General features: G+C 63.1%; 1 pseudogene. It reads right to left on the reverse strand.

Annotation, left to right across the window (positions count from 1 at the left end):
* A pseudogene (locus EN893_RS37925) lies at positions 1-17,587 on the reverse strand (hypothetical protein); the annotation flags it as partial.

The raw sequence follows: 17,587 nt of genomic DNA on the forward strand, positions 1-17,587 counted from the left end.
CGCCAACATCGCCTTGGCCTGATCGATGCCGACCGCCGTTGCCGTGTCCGCGGCCTGGCCGAGCGAAGCAAGCGCCAACTGATTGGAGCTGGTGCTGAACGCCGACGCATTGGTGCGGATCTGCAGCCGGTCGAAAGACGCACCTGCATTGCCTGTCACCAGACCGAACTCGCCATCGGCAATTGCTGCATTGAAGCCATAACTGCCGACGAATGCGCCGTTGACGGTGATCGAGAGGGCTGCGCCTCGTATGGTCAACTGGACGTCATAGTCCGTCGTTGAACTGAGCGTGCGCGCGAAGCTCTGATCGATCACCGTGCCGCCCTTCGACGTCACGTGTCCGACCAAAACCTTCTGGCCAACCACATCCAGGGTGACGAACTTGTAGTCGTTGGCGCCGTAGTAGTCGAAGACGATGCCAGCGGTCCCGGCGGTCTTCAACTTCGCCGTCAGTTCCAGATAGGCGTCCGCCCCGATCGCCGGGCCGACATCCAGCAGATTGGTGCCAGCGCTGGCCGCCGCATTCAGCCTGCCGCCCGAGAGCGTCCAGCCTTGAGCCGCAGTCTTCGACATCGGATAGGTCGGCGGCCCGTTGAACTCGGCTGCGTAGTCGAGCGTGATCTGTGGTGGCAAGACCTGGACACGGAAGTTGTCCACCGTACCCTTCGAGCCGCTGTTGCCGACACCGACGAGGCCCTTGTTCAGCGCCACCGGCTGGCCATCGACGATGCGCGGCGCGAAGGTGTAACTGAACCAATTCACGCCGGCGACGGTCAAACTCACGTTCGTGCCGTTGACTGCGAGCAGGACATCGTAAGCCTGGTTCGCTTTGAGCTGCACCGGCTTGTTGGACTTGACCAATTGATGCCAGCCGCTGGCGTCGCGATAGCCCATCTCGATCTGGTCGTTCGAGATATTGATGCCGGCATATTTGAAATCGGTCGGCGAATAATAGTCGAAGATGATGTAGGAGTTGGCCTTCCAGCCGCCGGTCGGCTTGTCGGCCGTCAAGGTCGCCGCGAGCTCGTAGTAGATCGGCGTATAGGCGTCGAGATAGAGAACCGCGGCTGCCTGATCCCAGGTGCTTGCCGACTGAACGGTGAGCTTGCCGCTGGTGACGGCGAAATTGCCCTCATCGACCGCCACGACCTTGGCATTGCCGTCGTTGAAGTCAGCCGTGCGCAGCACGTCTCGCTTACCGCCCGGAATGTTGCCAGCCTGGGGATCCGTCGGACCGCCGGTCTGATCCTGCCAGAAGCCATGATCCTTCTGGGTGATCAGGCCGATTTCACCTTCCACGCCGCCCATGAACATATGGACGTGGCTGTACTTGTCGTCTCCATTGATGCTGCCAGTGTCAGCGGTGCGGGTGATGTCGACACCGTCGCTGAATGCCTGCGCATAGAGGAAGTCGAACAGTTGCGGCGGCACCTGCCGGCTTACCGTCGCGATACCGAACGGTGCGAACGGCACCAGGTAGCTGTTGTACTCCCCGACCCAATCGATCAGGCGGTCGCCACCGGTGTTGCCGATCAGGATGTCGAGCCCGGCCCCACCGAAAACGCGGTCCTCATACATTGGGTGCGTCTCTGGCTGGTCGTTCAGCCAGTTGTTGGTCGAGAGCACATCGTCGGCATTCATGAGGTCGTTGCCCCAGCCGCCATAGATGTGGTCGCGGCCAGTGCCACCAACGATCCAGTCATTGCCCAGGTCACCGAAGACCGCATCGTTGCCGTCGGTGTTGCGCTGCGCAAACGCCGTCGGCGTGCCGTTCGGCGCAAAAGCGATCGCACCGTTGACCAGCGGTCCTTCATTGTCGACGAGGTTGAGGAAATACTGGCGCGTGATGGGCGCCGCACCGGTCTTCCATACCGAACCATCGGCGTTGAACATGATTGTCCGGCGCGGATCGTACTCGTCATAAAGGAAGAACTCGCCGAGCCGGCTCTGCACAGGCTTCGGCGCATTCCACGGATCGCTGTCGGGACCAAACCTCAGCACGTCGCCAGGGTTCCATGGCCGCGAGAAGTCGGTGCGCACGATGCCCACGACATTGCCCGCTGCATCGAAGCGCTGCGTATAGGAATCTGGCAGAGCTTCCCCGCCGCCGACCGCATCGTCGCCGGAACCGCCATGGATGAAGTCGTCACCCAGGCCGCCGAAAATGATATCGTCCACGACATTGGCGTCAAACAGCGGATTGTCGCCGCCCTGTGCGTTCGGCGTCAGATTGTAAGGGGTCAGGTCGACCGCCTTCTTCATCTTGCCACCGACATTGATCGTCTCGGTCTGCACCTGTCCCGGAGTGGAGATGAACTCGTTGAGCACATCGCCCTGGCTGGTGCGCGTATCCGGATCGGTCGCCAGCAATGGCAGCACGCCGAACAGGCTTTCGCCGTAGGTCGCGCTGTTGCGGCTGGTGAAGATGCGGCCGTCGTCACCCAGGATGCCGTCCTCACCGGTACCACCGGAGATCCAATCATTGCCCCAGCCGCCGATCAGATCGTCGTTCTCGGCATCGCCGAAGATCCGGTCATGGCCGCCGCCGCCATAGGCGGTGTCGTCACCGGTTTCGCCATGGAACTCATCATGGCCGCCGATGTCCTGCTTGGCCCATAGGCCGAACTCGTTGCGATAGGCAGGATTGTTCGGGTTGGTTTTGGAGAACAGGTCCGGACGGAAGTCCGGGCCGCCCGGCGTGTAGTCGAGCAGATGGATGCCACGCACGACGAGGCGTTCGCCACCAGCGCGCGCCGGGTCATTCACGTCGTAGTTGAACTGCACATAGAGCTGTTGCCCGGCTGCGCCGGTCGGATTGATGTCGGTGTGATTGACGCCGACGATCCGCACGATGTTGCCGTTGTCGCCGATCATCGAGTCGGCATCGCGGGCAAAACGCGAATTGGCCAGCGTGCCGTCATTCGGCAGATTATCGTCATTGCGATCAATCTCGATGCCGGCGCCGCCGAAAATATAGTCGTCTCCGTCAGGCCGCATATTCGGATCGATGAGGCTGAAGAAGGACGAGGAACCGCCGATCAGATCATCCTGGCCGAGACCGCCGAATATCTGGTCGTCGCCGCCACCGCCTTCGATATAGTCCTGGCCGTCGGTCGCCGCCGTGAAGGAGGCGATCACCGTCAGCGGACCGATCGGATCGGTGACGCCGGCGGATGTGCGCGATGCGCCGACATGCGAGGTACCGGCAAAGGCAAGCTCGATGCCGCCGTCGCCCTGCACCACGTCATGGCCGAGCTGACCTAACAGTTCGTCATTGCCTTCGCTGCCGGCGATATAGTCGTTGCCGAAGCTGCCGACGCCGGCCGCGCCCTCGTCGAAGGCAAAGGTGTGCAGCGCCGCGTAGTCGACCGAATACTCGCTCCACCACGGAGCCCCGTCCGGATCGCGATACCGCCGCGCGATGCTGTCGACCAGCAGCAGGCCGCTGTTGTCGGCATTGACTGTGCCGAGGCCGGCCGGCATCGGCCGGTCGGTACGGCTGTACATCAATGTTCCGGCCAGCGTCTGGAAGCGCAGACTGAACGTGTCATTGTACAGATTGCCGTGAGCGCCGCCCTGGCGCGACAGGTAGACGTTGTCGCCGAAGACGCGATCGTCCTGCTGGTCACCATCGAGCAGATCATGCCCGGCGCCGCCGACGATGACGTCGCGGTCGAGGCCGCCGAACACCACGTCGTCGCCGCCATTTTGCAGTTCGGCCGATTTGATGCCGGTGACCAACGCCAGCTCGGTCGTCTGGATGCGCTGCTTCAAGGCTGACGGGAAGTTCGGATCGTCGACGAACATTTCGATCACGCCGTGATCGGCGAAGATGATGTCGTCGAAGTCGCCGAGCAGGCCGGCAGCCGCGACCGAACTCGGCCCATAGCCGAGATGCGAAGCGCCATCGCCGAAGATCACGTCGTCGCCCGCATTCATCAGGTCGCGAACCGACGACTTGACCGGCTTGATCGTCGTGCCGTTGGTGTCGGCATTCGGATCGGCCGAAGGCAACGGACTGTTGTCGACCGTGTCGATGAACAGCTGGCGCGTGAAGATATTCACGTTGACGCCGCTATCGCCATAGATGTGGTCGGCGCCGCGATTGCCGATGATCAGGTCGTCGCCGGAACCGCCGGCGAGATGATCGCCAGCCTGGCTGCCGTAGATCGTGTCGTTGCCCGCGCCGCCATAGATCGTCAGACCGACGCTCGGCAGGTTTGCCGACAGCGTGCCGGCGAACAAGGCGCTGGCGTCGATGATGTCGTTGCCGGCTAGCTTGTAGGGATTGGCGAGCGGGAACACCCACTCGTCATCCTCGTTCTCGCCGTCCTGCAGTTGCGGGAACGGATCGAACGGCTTCTCGCCGAATTCCATACCCAAGACATTGTGCGCCTGGCCGGAATACCAGATTCCGTCCTGGCTGGTGTCGCCATAGATGACCAGTGGCGAGTTCGGCCCGGCGCCGCCGGTGACGATAATATGGTCGCCACCGACACGCCTGCCACCGTCCAGCGTTATATCGACACCGGAGACGGTCATCGCAACACCGGCTTTCGGCGTCAGCGCAACGCTCTGCAGCGTTATCACGCTCGCAGTGAGCGCCTGGATGGTGAACGTGCCGGCAAATCCGCTCAGCTGCACCTTCTGGCCCACATAGAAGCCATCCGCCAGCCAGCTGCCGACACTGCGTGTCAGGCTGTTGGTGGTGATGTTGACGGTCGCCGTGCCGGTGATGGCGCGCGGCTCCGCGACGTGCAGTGAACGCTCGGCATAGCTGTTGAACGTGTTGAGCGCGAGCACCGTGCCGGCTGGCTGGCCGGCGCGTGTGTTCGGTGCGCTGAGCACCAGCTTGCTGCCGTCACCCCATGTCAGCGCGGAGTTGCTCGGCGCCGGCAGGGTCGCATCGGCGATCGCCAGAATGGTGCGCGTGTAGGTTTCGCCCGCAAGCTGGATTACCTGGCCAACCTGATAGCGGTCCTCCGACCAGTCGCGGCCGTCCTGACGGGTGACGATGATCTGTCCACCGGTTCCGGCGGCGATGTTCATCGGGCCGGTGCTTTCCAGATACATGTTGCCGCCGCCATGAACGAGCGTCAGCGCGCCATGCTGGCCTTGCACGTAGAAGCTCTTCACCGCGCTGTTTTGCGTCGCGAGCGGCGCGCCCTCGAGCGTCAGCGAGTAGCCGTCTTCCGATATCTCGATGATGCGGAAGTTACGCTTGCCGCTGGCATCGACCATCGTCACCAGATGTCCGGCGAGGTAGCCTTCAGCGGCCCATTTGACGTTGTCGTGGCGCGTGACGATGCCGCCGGTATAAGTTGGGTCGACATCGACTTCGGCCACCACGGTCTGCAGCACGGCGTTGGTCACGGGGTTGATGCGATTGATGGTGCGCGGTGCTTCCGAGACCGGCGCGAGTTGTCCGCCGATGACGCGCATGACCGCGCCGGCGATCGCCACGATCTGATACTCGCCCTGCGCAAAGTCTTCGGCGATCGAGATGAAGTCCCCGACCGCAAAGCCGGCCCAGTTGCCGCCGTCGGTGCGCGTGATAATGCCGCCCGCCGTCGTCGTGGCCACATCCACCGACTTGTTGAGCGTGATCACATCCTTATCGAAGGCGGTGATGGTGTGCGGCCCGTCCGCCACGCTGGCCAGCGTCGGTCCGCTCAGAACCAGGATCGAGTTGTCATTCGGATCCGCGCCTTCGGCCGGATTGGCCGGATTGATCAGCGCATCATTGATGGCGACGATCGTCCAGACGCCCGGCAGGTTGTCGATCTTCACCGTTTGGCCGACGAGGAAGCCCATCGCTTTCCAGTCGAATCCGGTGCGCACGATGGTGCCGCCGTTGACGCCGGATGGCGTTATGTCGAACGTGCTCGTCACCTGCACCGGCGGCGCAGGATTGAGCGTGCCCTCGATGACGAGCTTGTCGTTGCCTTCACCGAGCATCAGATTGACCACCTCGATGGTGCTCTTGGTGCTGTCGGTGCCGAAATCGCCGTTCTGGTCGACGCTGATGCGTCCGAAGCTGATGCCACCCGGGAAGAAGCCGGATTCACCGAAAGTCGGATCGCCGGTCACACCGAGCCCCAGGCTTAGATTGTCAGCCATGTTGAAGCCGGTGAGCGTCGTCGCCGTCATCACGCCGCCGACATCTTCCTTGCTGGTGTCGTTGAAGATGTTCAGCACGTCGATCTGTTGCGATTCCGGCGGCTGCTGGCCGATCGCGATCAGGAAGTCGTCGGCTTCGCCTGGCAGCTTGAGGCCGTTCTCGAGTGAACGGTCGGCGCCGGTGACGCCGCCCTCGACAGCCAACGGTCCGCGCAGCTTGGACAGGTAATGGCCGGAAACCGGGAAAACCTTGACGCCTTCGCGGGTGATCGGCACTTCGTATTCGGTGTCGGCGCGCAGTTCGACCGTCTGCTGCTGGTAGTAGTTGGCCGGCGTGAACACGGCCAGGGCCGCGGTGCGAACCACGTGCACATCGTTCAGCGTGGCGCCGAGATGCGGCAGGATCTGCGCGACATTGGTGCCGGTGATCTGGATCGAGGTGTCCTTGGTGTCGTTGTCGCCGCGGATGATCGCGATCTTGAAGTCGCCGATCAGATTGTCGGCCGTATCGAACACGCGGATCCACTGTCCTTCGAGGAAACCGAATGACAGCCAGCCATCGTCCTTGTCGCCAAGTCCGGCGATGGTGATCCGGTAGGTCGGCACAAGTCCTTCCATGACCTGCTCGAAGCGGATATTGCCGGTGTACTCGCCGTCCCGCGCCAGATCGGACAGGATGACGTCGTCCTTCGCGCCTGTCGCTGCCAACAGCCTGTCGACCTTGAAGAACTTTCCGTCCGCATCGATCGAGGTGATGAAATAGTCGCCGCTGCCGGCGCCGGCATTGCCGATGCGTATCTGCTGGCCGACGAAGAAGCCTTCATCGACGAAGCTGCCGAGATCGGCACCGGTGCTACGCGTGATCTTGCCCAAGCCACCTTCGTTGGAGAAGACAAGATTGCCGTCGAATATCTGCGTTGGCCTGAGGCCGCCAATGATGCTGTATCCGGAGCCGGGCGTGACCGCGACGCCATTGACACTAACGACATCCGCCAGACCGTCCGTTAGTACCGCGACGCTGACGTTGGTCGACGGCGCCTTGGTCAGCCGGATCGTATAGTCGTCGGTGTCCGATCCATCGCCGTTGAGCAGCGTATTGCCTTCACTCTCCAGCACAACCGCGCCGGCGCTGTCATTGTCGATCACGTCGATGTCGACATAGCCCGGGCCTGAGCGCAGGTTCGGGAAGACATAGTTGTGGTTGGCGTCGACTGTCAGCGCCTGGTCGAGCTGGAAGAAGATCGCCGCCGTGTGCGGGTCCTCACGCGGGATGTCGTCGCGCGCTTCGATGCCGACGCGCACCGCATCGTTCCAGTTGCCGCTGTCGAAAGTGATGCGCCAGTAGCCGTCGGCACCCTTGAACATGCGGTTGTCGAGACCGTTCGGATCATCGACGTCGTAGATCATGATGTTTTCGTCGCTGAACTCGTTGACGTACAACTTGACGACGATCGTGTCGCCCGCGTCGGGCGCCTTGGCGAGCTGCACCAGCAGTTCGTCATTCAGCTTGGTCGTGGCATTGCCTTCGATGACCAGCGAGCGGCCATCTTCGGTGTTCGTGCCGGGCGTCACCTCGGTGACATAGATTCCGGGCGTGTCGTTGTCACGCAGGTCGACCTCGACGTTGCGCACGTCCGCCGCGTCGAAGGGATCGCCGTTCGGATAGGCCGCGGCCAGCAGTGCCGGTGCGACACCGCTGGTGTCGGAGATGACACTGTGCTGGACGACGACCACTCGATCGCCCTCAGCGCGCAAATCGTCGGGCGCATAGAGGTACACGTTCTGCGCCGTGTTCCAGTTGGTACTGTCGAAGGCCAGCACGATCGAGCGGTCGTTGATGATCGTCGGAACGCCGTTGATGGTGATGACATGCTGGAATTCGCCGTCGGTTCCGACAGCGCCGGGATCCAGCTTCGATAGCCAGATCGTATCGCCGATGCCATTCGGCAACGGTGCCGGATTGATCAGCGTGCCGTCTTCTTCCTGCTGTGGCGAACGTGCCGCCGAGATCGTCACATAGACGATCTGGCCGGCCAGCGGCGCCACCGCCAGCCTGACGGTGTAACTGTCGACATTGCGCGGCCCGCCTTCGCGAACAGCCGTGAAGCCATCCGTTTCGTCGATGCGGACGATGCCCTCCTGGGGGCCGGCCACGTGATAGTCGAAGCCGTCGACGAGGACGCCATCGTAGAGTGGATCGCCCGAAGTGACGAGGTGGTCAACGGCGCCGGAGGCACCTTCGAGTTCGCGCGTGATGATATCTTCCGTGACATCGCCCGCGACATTGATCGTGTCTGAACCCAGACCGCCGATAACGCGATAGGCTACGCCGAAAGCCGTCGATTGGACGAAGAATTCATCGTCGCCTTCAAGCCCGTCGACCTCGACCACTTCGATCGTGGTGTAGCGAACGTTGAGGCCGGCGCCGAAGATACCCTTATCGGTGATGGCGAAATCGTCGGCGAATTCCGTGCCGAGGATAACCAGCTTGTCAAAGCCGGTGCCGCCGTCGACCGAGACCGGCGCGTTGACGTTGTATTGCACTTCGTCTTCGCCGCCGCCGGCGCGGATGTCCGGCGCGCGCGCGACCGAGAAGCCGAGCCCGATGATCGACTTGGCGACGCCGAAGTCGTCCAGCACGATAACGTCGTCGGTATAGTCGTCAGGCGTCGAGTCAGCGTCGGCGAAATTGATCACGCCATCGCCATTGGTGTCGAGCGTCACCGCCGGCAAATCGTCCTGATCGATCGTGCCGTCACCATTCCAGTCCTGGTTGGCGACCGCCGCAATGGCGAACGCGCGGACGATGAACAGGTCGTTGTTGTCGTCGCCTTCGAGCCGCAATTCGGCCTGGTTGGCATAGACCCGGAATTCGTCGTTGCCGGTGCCGCCTTGCGCCACCATCGGCGCACTGATGCCCGGGCTCAGCCAGCCGCGTGTCGTGGCCACCATGTCGGGGAACACGTCCTGGTCGAGCAGGTTGCCGCCGAAGAACGGCGTGACGCCGTTTTCCGCATCGCCGGTGCGTTTGGTGCCGAATATCTGGCCGATGTTGAAGGAGTCGTCACCGGCGCCGCCTTGCAGCGAAACGATCGCCGTGGTGTCGTCGGAGTAGAAATTGTCGTTGCCGCCCTGCCCCTCGATGGTGATCCGGCCATTCAGCGCGGTGTCGTAGTTGATGCGCGCGACTTCGTTCGAAGGCTCATTGTCCTCGATCGTATCGGCATAGGTCTTCGGCTGTCCGTAGACCATGGCGACGTAGCCTGGACGGTCGGCGGCTTCGTGCGGCAGATAGTTGGCGCCGCGCAGCAGGAAGATGTCGTCGATCGGCTTGTTGCCGCCGATCAGACCATTCTGCGACGAATCGTACCCGAAGATCGTCAGTTCATCGACACCGTCGATAGGACGCCCGCTGTCGAGAATGTTGATGACGTAATTGCGCTGGAAGTCGGTGCCCGCGGTGCCCTGCCCCGGATTGTTGGAGCCAAGCGTGTAGATCTCATAGAGATCGGTGCCCGACACGCCGTCGAGCGTAAGCGTGTGCTCGGCCGCCGTCTGCATGTTCGGAGAGGTTTGCGTCGTGGTATCCTGGAGGTAGTAGACGCGGAAGCGGTCTTCGCCATCGACGTTGTTCACATCGAGGTTCTGGCTGCCATAGGCGCGGGTCTTCGAGCCGAGGAAGACGTAACCGGCGCTGCCCTGCGTGTTGGTGCCACCGGCACCGGACGTGTCGCCGAACTGGATCGTGTCGACATCCGTATTGCCGAAGATTCGGGTCAGCACGGTCGGTCCGGTGACCGGGTTCGCTGTCAGCGTCGGCGTTGCCGAGCCGACCGGCGCGCCGATCGTCTTGTTGCCCGGCGTCACGGTTGCGTTGGCGATGATGCGGCCGCGCAGCACCATCACGGTGCCGAAGGCGAAATCCAGGTTGACGAGCGCATGGATGACCTCGTTGGTCGCCGACACGTCGCCATAGATGTCGATGCTCTTGGCCGCCAGCGTTTCGCTGTTGGAATCGAGCGTTACGTTGTCGCCGACGCGCAGCAGCACGGAACCCTTTTCGGCGAAGATCTGGCCATGTGGGATCGCACGTGACGCATCGGGCTGGAAGGTCGGGAACGTCGTGCCATCTTCACCGAAGCGGGCACTGCCGCTGTGCAGCAGGTCGAGGTTCTCGCCCTGAACCGAGGTCTCGCGCACCGTGATGCGGATGTCGCCATCATAGGTGTGCGCCAGCACCAGCCGCAGATTGCCGGCGGTGCCGCCGGGAACCTCCGGCGCTTCGGCCAGGTAGATGTTGTTGCCGGCCTCAAGTGCGACGTCGTCATCGCTCGAACCGCGCGATGAATCGATCTCGAGGTCGTTGGTAAAGGCGCCGATGGAGCCATTGCCGTTGGCGTCGAGGTCGATGGTCTGCCCCATCACGTCGGCCAAATCGTCGCCCAAGCCGTTGTTGCGTGAATCCAGGATCGAGCCCGCGACGGTCCTTAGCGACACATCACGGATCGTGTGGACGGTATGAACATGCATGTCGCCGACGACTTCGTCGAGGAAGATGCCCAAAGTCGCATCCGCGCTGATGTCGAAGGCGCGCAGCACACCGAGCCCGCCGGCGCCATTGCGGTTGTCAACGTTGATCTCGAGGAAATTGCCCGGTTCACCAATGCCGCCCAGGGCCGAATTGATGTCAAGCAGCGTCGGGTTGAGCACCTCGGCAGCCACCTGGAAATGGGTCGGGTTAAACAGCCCCACGCCAGCGGCCATGGTGATGTTGCGGCCGGAGACATCGGCCTCGATCGAGGTCGGGTCGCCGTTGTCATTGCGCGCATCGAGGATGCGCCGCGGCGAATACAAAAGCACATCCGAGGCGTTGGAGCGAATGCGCTCGATGCGCATGTCACCGGTCTTTTCGGTCAGCGCGATGTAGCCATTGGTCAGCACGTCGATGTCGCCATTGCCGGCGATCTCGGTGATGCCCAGTACGTTGATGGTGGTCGCCGAGGGTGCGGGATTGGCTGCCGCGACGATGATGTCGCCGCCCGTGACGACCGAGCCTGCCTGCAGCCCGGGCAGCGTGCGCAGGCCGGTTGCCGGGTCGAGGCCCCGGAAATCATAGGTCGACGCGATTTCCGTGTTACCGGTGGCGAAGACGCCACGGCTCAGCGACGGGATAGCTCCCTCATCCGGCCGGAATTTATTGTAGTAGGTCTGTCCGCCCGCGGGCAACGCCGGCGCCTTGACCAGCAGGCCGCCGGACAGACCGTCGCCGAACTGTTCAATGCTGGCTTGCAGCAGCACGTCCGCCGTATTGCCGGCATTGATCCGGTCGATCTCGACGATGTAGAAGCCCCCGGCCGGCGCCTCGCGCAGCAGCGCCTTGAGGTCGAGGCTGATGTTGCCGAGCGCATCGGTGGTGAAGGTCTCAGCCGAAATCAGGCTATGCAGATCGGTCAGCGCGCCACCCGGTGCCAGATCGATGGCCGTGCCGGCCAGAGCGTTTGTCAACGTGGTCGCCAACTTGACGCTCTGCCCGTCGGGCGAAGCGATGATGTAGTAATAGCCGCCGTCGGTGAGCCCGCCGATGGCCGTGGTCACGGCATCGTAGCGCACCAGCTGGCCGGTATAGAAACGGTTCTCGACCCCAAGGAATACCTGGTTCGTCAAGCCGGCGACGCGGCCGGTGTCGAAGCCTATGCCGAGCGGCAGGCCGGCGCTGTCGACGATGTCGATGTTCACGCGCGCACCGGTCGCGCCGATGTTTTCGTCGGCGCGAATGTTCAGGATGTGGGTACGGATCAGCGACTGGCGGCCGTCACTGCCTGTGACGCCGCGATCGTTGGTGGCGAACACCGATCCGTCGGTGTTGACGATCGAGGTCGTGCCGATCGGGTTGTCGATCGTGCCGTTGATGTAGATATCGGAATGGCCTCCGGTGTCGGTGATCTCGACCAGCGTCGGCGCGACTTCGCGCACCACCTTGAAAGTCAGCGTCACACTCTGCGACGGGTTGAGCCATGCCAGCGGCTGCTCGTCGGTGACGACATCGATATTGTTGATAATGATGTCCTTGTCGGACTCGTTGCGGATCGACACGCGCTGCAACGTATCGCGGAACGTCCAGGTGCCGCCTGCGCCGATCATCGAGTTCGAATCGAACACCACGTCGCCGGGACCCGGATTGACGATGTTGTTGACGACAATGTCATTGCTTTGGATCGTGCTGCCTTCGCCTTCGGTCGCACTGCCGCCGCCCGCGGTGTCGTTGACCGACACTTCGACCGCGACATCGATCTGGCCCTCGGCGCCGACGACCAGTTGCTTGATGACCAGTTCGGGTGACCGGCCCGAAAGGATCAGCACGTCGGAATTGAAATTGATCGATTGCGGCCTGTCATCTGGACTGCTGCCGCTCGATCCGCCGGCGGCGAGCGAGCGCTTGCTGTCGTCGGCGTTGTCTGTCTGCGCGATATTCGGGCCGTTCACGGTCGAGGCAAACAAGGCCAGGTGCTCGGCCGAGCTCCCAGGCTCCTGCGGATAATCCGGGTGTCCGAGCACGACATCGCTATTGTCGCGCGGACCGGCCGTCACCAACGCTCCTGCCGCGCCGAAAATCTCGGACGAGACGTCGGTGTCGTTATGGGCGTCGGAATCGACGAAGCCGAACAGGCCCGTCGACCGGGCATAGGATTTCGCATGCGTGTCGACATTGTCGTAGCGGGTGATGAGGTCAACGCCTTCCCAACCCGTCAGGTCGGCGCCCGCATTGATCCGCACCTGCGCATCCGGCCGTGCCGTGATCGTGCTTTCGGCCTCGCCCTCGCCATAGAAACCGGCGCCGCGTCCGTCGCTGCCGGAGAAGACATGGAAGTTGTCGACCCGCGCCGCAAGCGAGGTGCGCCGCGCGCTGAGCACGGCGTTGGCCGCCAGCGAGACGATAGCGTCGGCCTGGTCGGCGTCCGGATCGACGTCCGGCGAGCCAATATTGACATGCGTGATGGCGTCGCCGTCACCGCCGAAGCCGATGCCGGAGGCGGTCGATTTCGCCGTCACATCGACGGATGCATTGGCCGTGGCCTTGGCCAACTGACCAGCCAGAACGATAGCATTGGAGCCGATCGTCGAAACCGTATTGTATTCGATGCGGACATCGGTGGTCGGGTCGGCCAGGCCGACCGCACCGCCAGCGCTCGACTGCGAGGCGGCGCTGGTAATGGCATTGCTTGCCGAGGCCAGCGTGAAGTTCTTGCCCGCGGTGATACGTGTGTTATCGCTGATCGTCGCCGCGCTGATGATGTCCTGATAGCTGCGCGCATCGGCATCGCCGATGGCGACGAAGCCGCCGGTGCCATTGACCGCGTAGGAGGAGGTGTTGGTCGTCACCGATGTGCTGACGGTCACGTTGCCCACGGTCGTGATCTGCGTCGCGGAGATCGTCGCCGAGACGTTCGGATTGCTGATGATGTCGGCATCGTTGATCTGCACGCCGACGAAGCCGCCGCCGGAACCCTTGGCATAGGCCGAGGAGACTCCGTCGCCCGATTGCGGGGCGATCTCACTGAGCGGAACCTCGCCCGGGCCAAACAGGAATTGCCCCGGTGACGCCGATGTGGCGCTGTCGTTGATGTCGATGCGCAGTTGCTGCTCGCTATCGGCGGCCGCCGAGATGTCAACCGCCAGCGCAGTGAGGCTGTGATTGCCGTAAGGGCCGGCAATCGCCGTCGGTGTCAGAGCAATCTGACTGCCCCCGCTCGGTGCATTCCACAGTTCGAACGTGTTGTCGCCAGGGCCACTGACGCCGCGCACATAATAGGTCTTGCCGTCTTCCAGCCCGCCGATCGGCAGATTCTTGGCATTGACCAGCGAATGTATATCGCTGGCGCCGACGTTGAGCGCCGGATTGGCACTGAGGCCCTTGTTCGGGGCCAGTGCGATGATCGGCTGATCGAAGGTCTTTGTCTGCGTTCCCGCCGTGACGCTGTTCGCGACAGTAAGGATCAGCGTGCTACCGGAAACACTGGCGATCGTGAACGTGCCAGAATTGGCGCCGCCGCCGCCGATGAACAGCGTGCCAGCGGCAAAGCCGTTGTCGGCCCAGTTGAGGCCGTCGGTGCGGATGATGCGGTCGCCAGCGGCATTGCGAACGAACTGCACCTCTTCGGTGATCGCGTCGTTACGCTTGAGCTGGATCGTCGAGGAGTTGACGACATGCACACGGTAGGTCTGGCCGTCGACCAGGCCGCCGATCGCCAGACCGGTTCCTCCGCTCGCATTCTTGACGTCGTAGACGACGTGTTCGCCCTCGACGAAGCCATGCGCCAGCGCGTTCCCGTCATCGTCGAAGAAACGGATGTCATCGGCGTTGGCATCGGCGATTGGGGAGCCATCAGGGTTGAGGCTGCTCGAATTGACGTCCACCTGGCGACTGACGAAAGTGCGCGCGTCCGGCGCCTCATAGGTCACCGCCGTCCCATTGACGAAGCCATGCGCCGCGATGGTTATGCTGTTGCCCGCGACATCGTCCGGTTGGAAATTCTTGAGGTAATTCTGTGGGTTGACCGCCTTGTCGAAGGTGCCCACCAGCTTGATGTGCGACCCGTCTATGACCAGCACATAATAGAGATTGCCCTCGGTCAGCCCAAAGCTGTCGACTGTTTCGTCTGGTCCCGGATAGTAGCGGACGGCATCGCCGCTCAGGAAATTATGGCCACCCGCGAACTCGATGATCTCGGTGTTTGGATCGATGTCGGCGGCATTGAAGACGGAGCCGAAATAGAGCGTGTTCGGATCTGTCACGCCTGCATTGACGACATTGATCACGCTGTACTGACGGTTCACGGCCGAATCGTCCGGATCCGGCCAGTTGAGGCCGGGAATGACGGCGCCGCCGCTTCCGGCATCATATTCGACCGTATCGCCGGTCACCAATCCATGCCCGTTCACGGTGATCGTGTTGGCGGTGCCGTCGACATCGACGATTTCGTAGGTCGGCTGCACGCCGGGGATCGGCGAGGCGGAGGCTTCGACCAGGATATCGCCGGTCGCGTTGATCACCGCGCCAGCGCCGATCGAGCTCGCAACCGTCGGGCTGACATGGGTCGTCGCATCCGAAGCACCGGCGCCGAAAATGCCGCCTATCGAAATGCCGACAACCTTGGCGTCGCCCTCGGTTTGCGCCTGTGCCTTCAGCCGCACATTGCGCGCCGACTGGATCGAGGTGTTGTTGCCGATCGAGGCGCTGACCGATGATGGGCTGGCTGTTGCGACCGCACTGTTGATGGTCAGTGCGCCAAGAACGCCGCCACCGGCGGCTTCCGCCACGGCGAGCGCGCCATTGACAGCGAGGGCTTCGATCATGATGTCCGTGACCGAGACGATGTTGGCGTTCATCGCGGCGTTGCTCTGGCCATTGGCCTCGGCTTCAGCCACGGAAGCACCGACCGCCGCCGCTCCGAACGAATTCGCTTCGGCATTGGCGACGGCATAGTTGCGAACGCGCGACTTGATGTTGATGTCACCGGTGATGGTGAATGCGCCGCCGGCGCCGATCGTGGTGTTGGCAACCGCATTGGACCTCGCGGTCGGCACCGAGCCCTGGCCGCTGAACAAGCCGCCGCCGGAGGCTTCCGCATAGGCCTTCGCCCCGCGGTCGGTCGCCGTCTCGCCCTGGTAATTGTGCGACGACAGCATGACGATGCCGCCGGCGTGAACCGTCGAATTGCCACCGATCGATGCAGTCACCGTCGGGACGACATTGACCGTCGCCAAGCTGGTGCCGGCCGCCAGTGCGCCGACTGAAAGCGCGAATATGTCGCCGGTCGCATCGTGCAGCGTCCACGCCTCGACCGTGAGGAGGCCCGTCGCGCTGATATTGGCGCCGCTGCCAATCGATGCCTCTACGTTCGGCTGAACATCTATGAAGGCGAAATTGAAGGTCAGTGCACCGAGCCCGGCAGCCAGCGCGAAGGTGTCGGAATCCACGTTGATCGTCGAGTCCGCATGGACCGTGATGGCCCCGACGGCGTCGACCTGCCCGATCTGGCTGCCCGTGCCGATCGTGGCCAGGACTTCCTTGGTGTTGTCGTCGTCATCGCCGATGGTGACGTCGCTGTAGGACGCGCCGACGGCCACCGCACCGGCTTGTATGCCGGTGGTCAGCACGTCAAACGTCTGGTTGCTGGTCGCCGAGACCGTGAGGCTGGCCGCGTCGTTGACCACCGTGTTGTCGAGCAAGCCGGCCTGTACGCGGCTGGTATCGTTGACCACCGCGACCGATGCACCGAGGCCGACGAAGCCGGCCTGCAAGGCGACAGTCGTGACATCGATATTCTGGCCGAAATGGCTTTCAAGGCGGATGGCATTGCCAGCCTTGAGGTTTCCGCCGGCCTTCGCTCTCACCTGGCCCGAGACATTGACGACGGAAATCGACGCGCCCAGGCCGACAAGACCGGCGCCCAGGCTGCCGACCAGGATGTTGGCTTTCATCTGTTCACGCGCGTTCACGACGATGTCGTAACCAGCCTCGACCGTCGCACCGCCTTCGACGGAGGCGGTGGTGCCACGCTCGTCGGTGACGGCGGCGGTTAGCTTGTTGGTCAGGGCGCCTGAGGTCAGTGCGTTGGCGCCGACCTTGTCGCGGGCGCCTTCAACACCAGCCTTGACGCGTGAGTCGGCCGTGTTGCTGTTGGCGCCGCTGCCGAAGCGGCCCAATTCCCCGGTGATGCCTGCGACGCCACCGTCGGCCTGTTCGCCGGCCTCGTCGTTGGCGGTCTTCGAGCTTCCGTCGTCCTTCGTCGCGTTGCCACTGCCACCCTGGTTGTCCTGGTAGGAATCGGTGAACGCCTCGCCGATCGACCAGACCGACACGGACGCGCCAAGCCCGGCGACGCCGACGCCGCCGCTGAAGGCGAACCCACGCAGAACCTTGATTGCGACCGCATTGACCGAGACGTCACCGCGCGCCCGCACCATGGCGTTGGCGTTGATCGCGGCAACCGTATCGTTCTTGATGCTGCCGAAGTCGATACCGCCGGCCAGACCGACGAAACCGGCGCCGAGAGCGCCCGCGAAGGACGTGACCCGGACCTCGTTGGCCGCGTTGACATAGACGCCTTGTGCGCCCGACACCGTGCCTGGATGGGCGAGGTAATCTGCAGCGCCCTGATTGATGTCGGCGCCGACCCCGATCAGCGCCTTGGTGTCGGAATTGAGCAGCGTCACGGTGACGGAGCCAGCCAGGCCGACGTAAAGGCCGGCTGCACCGGCGACCGTGACGTTCGTGACCTCTTCCGACGATTCGGCCTGCACGATGACGCCATGCGCCTCGGCCGCGCCGAAGCTAGTCGGATCGCCGCCGCCGACGATCGTGCCGGTCAGCACGCCGCCGATGCCGGCACCGTTGCCGGACGCGTCGATGCTGGCATTGTCGCCGATCGTCGCTTCGGTGAGCTTGTCGACATTGACGACCGCG

Origin of the sequence: Mesorhizobium sp. M7A.F.Ca.CA.004.04.2.1, from assembly GCF_004022825.1 — a bacterium.
GTDB lineage: Bacteria > Pseudomonadota > Alphaproteobacteria > Rhizobiales > Rhizobiaceae > Mesorhizobium.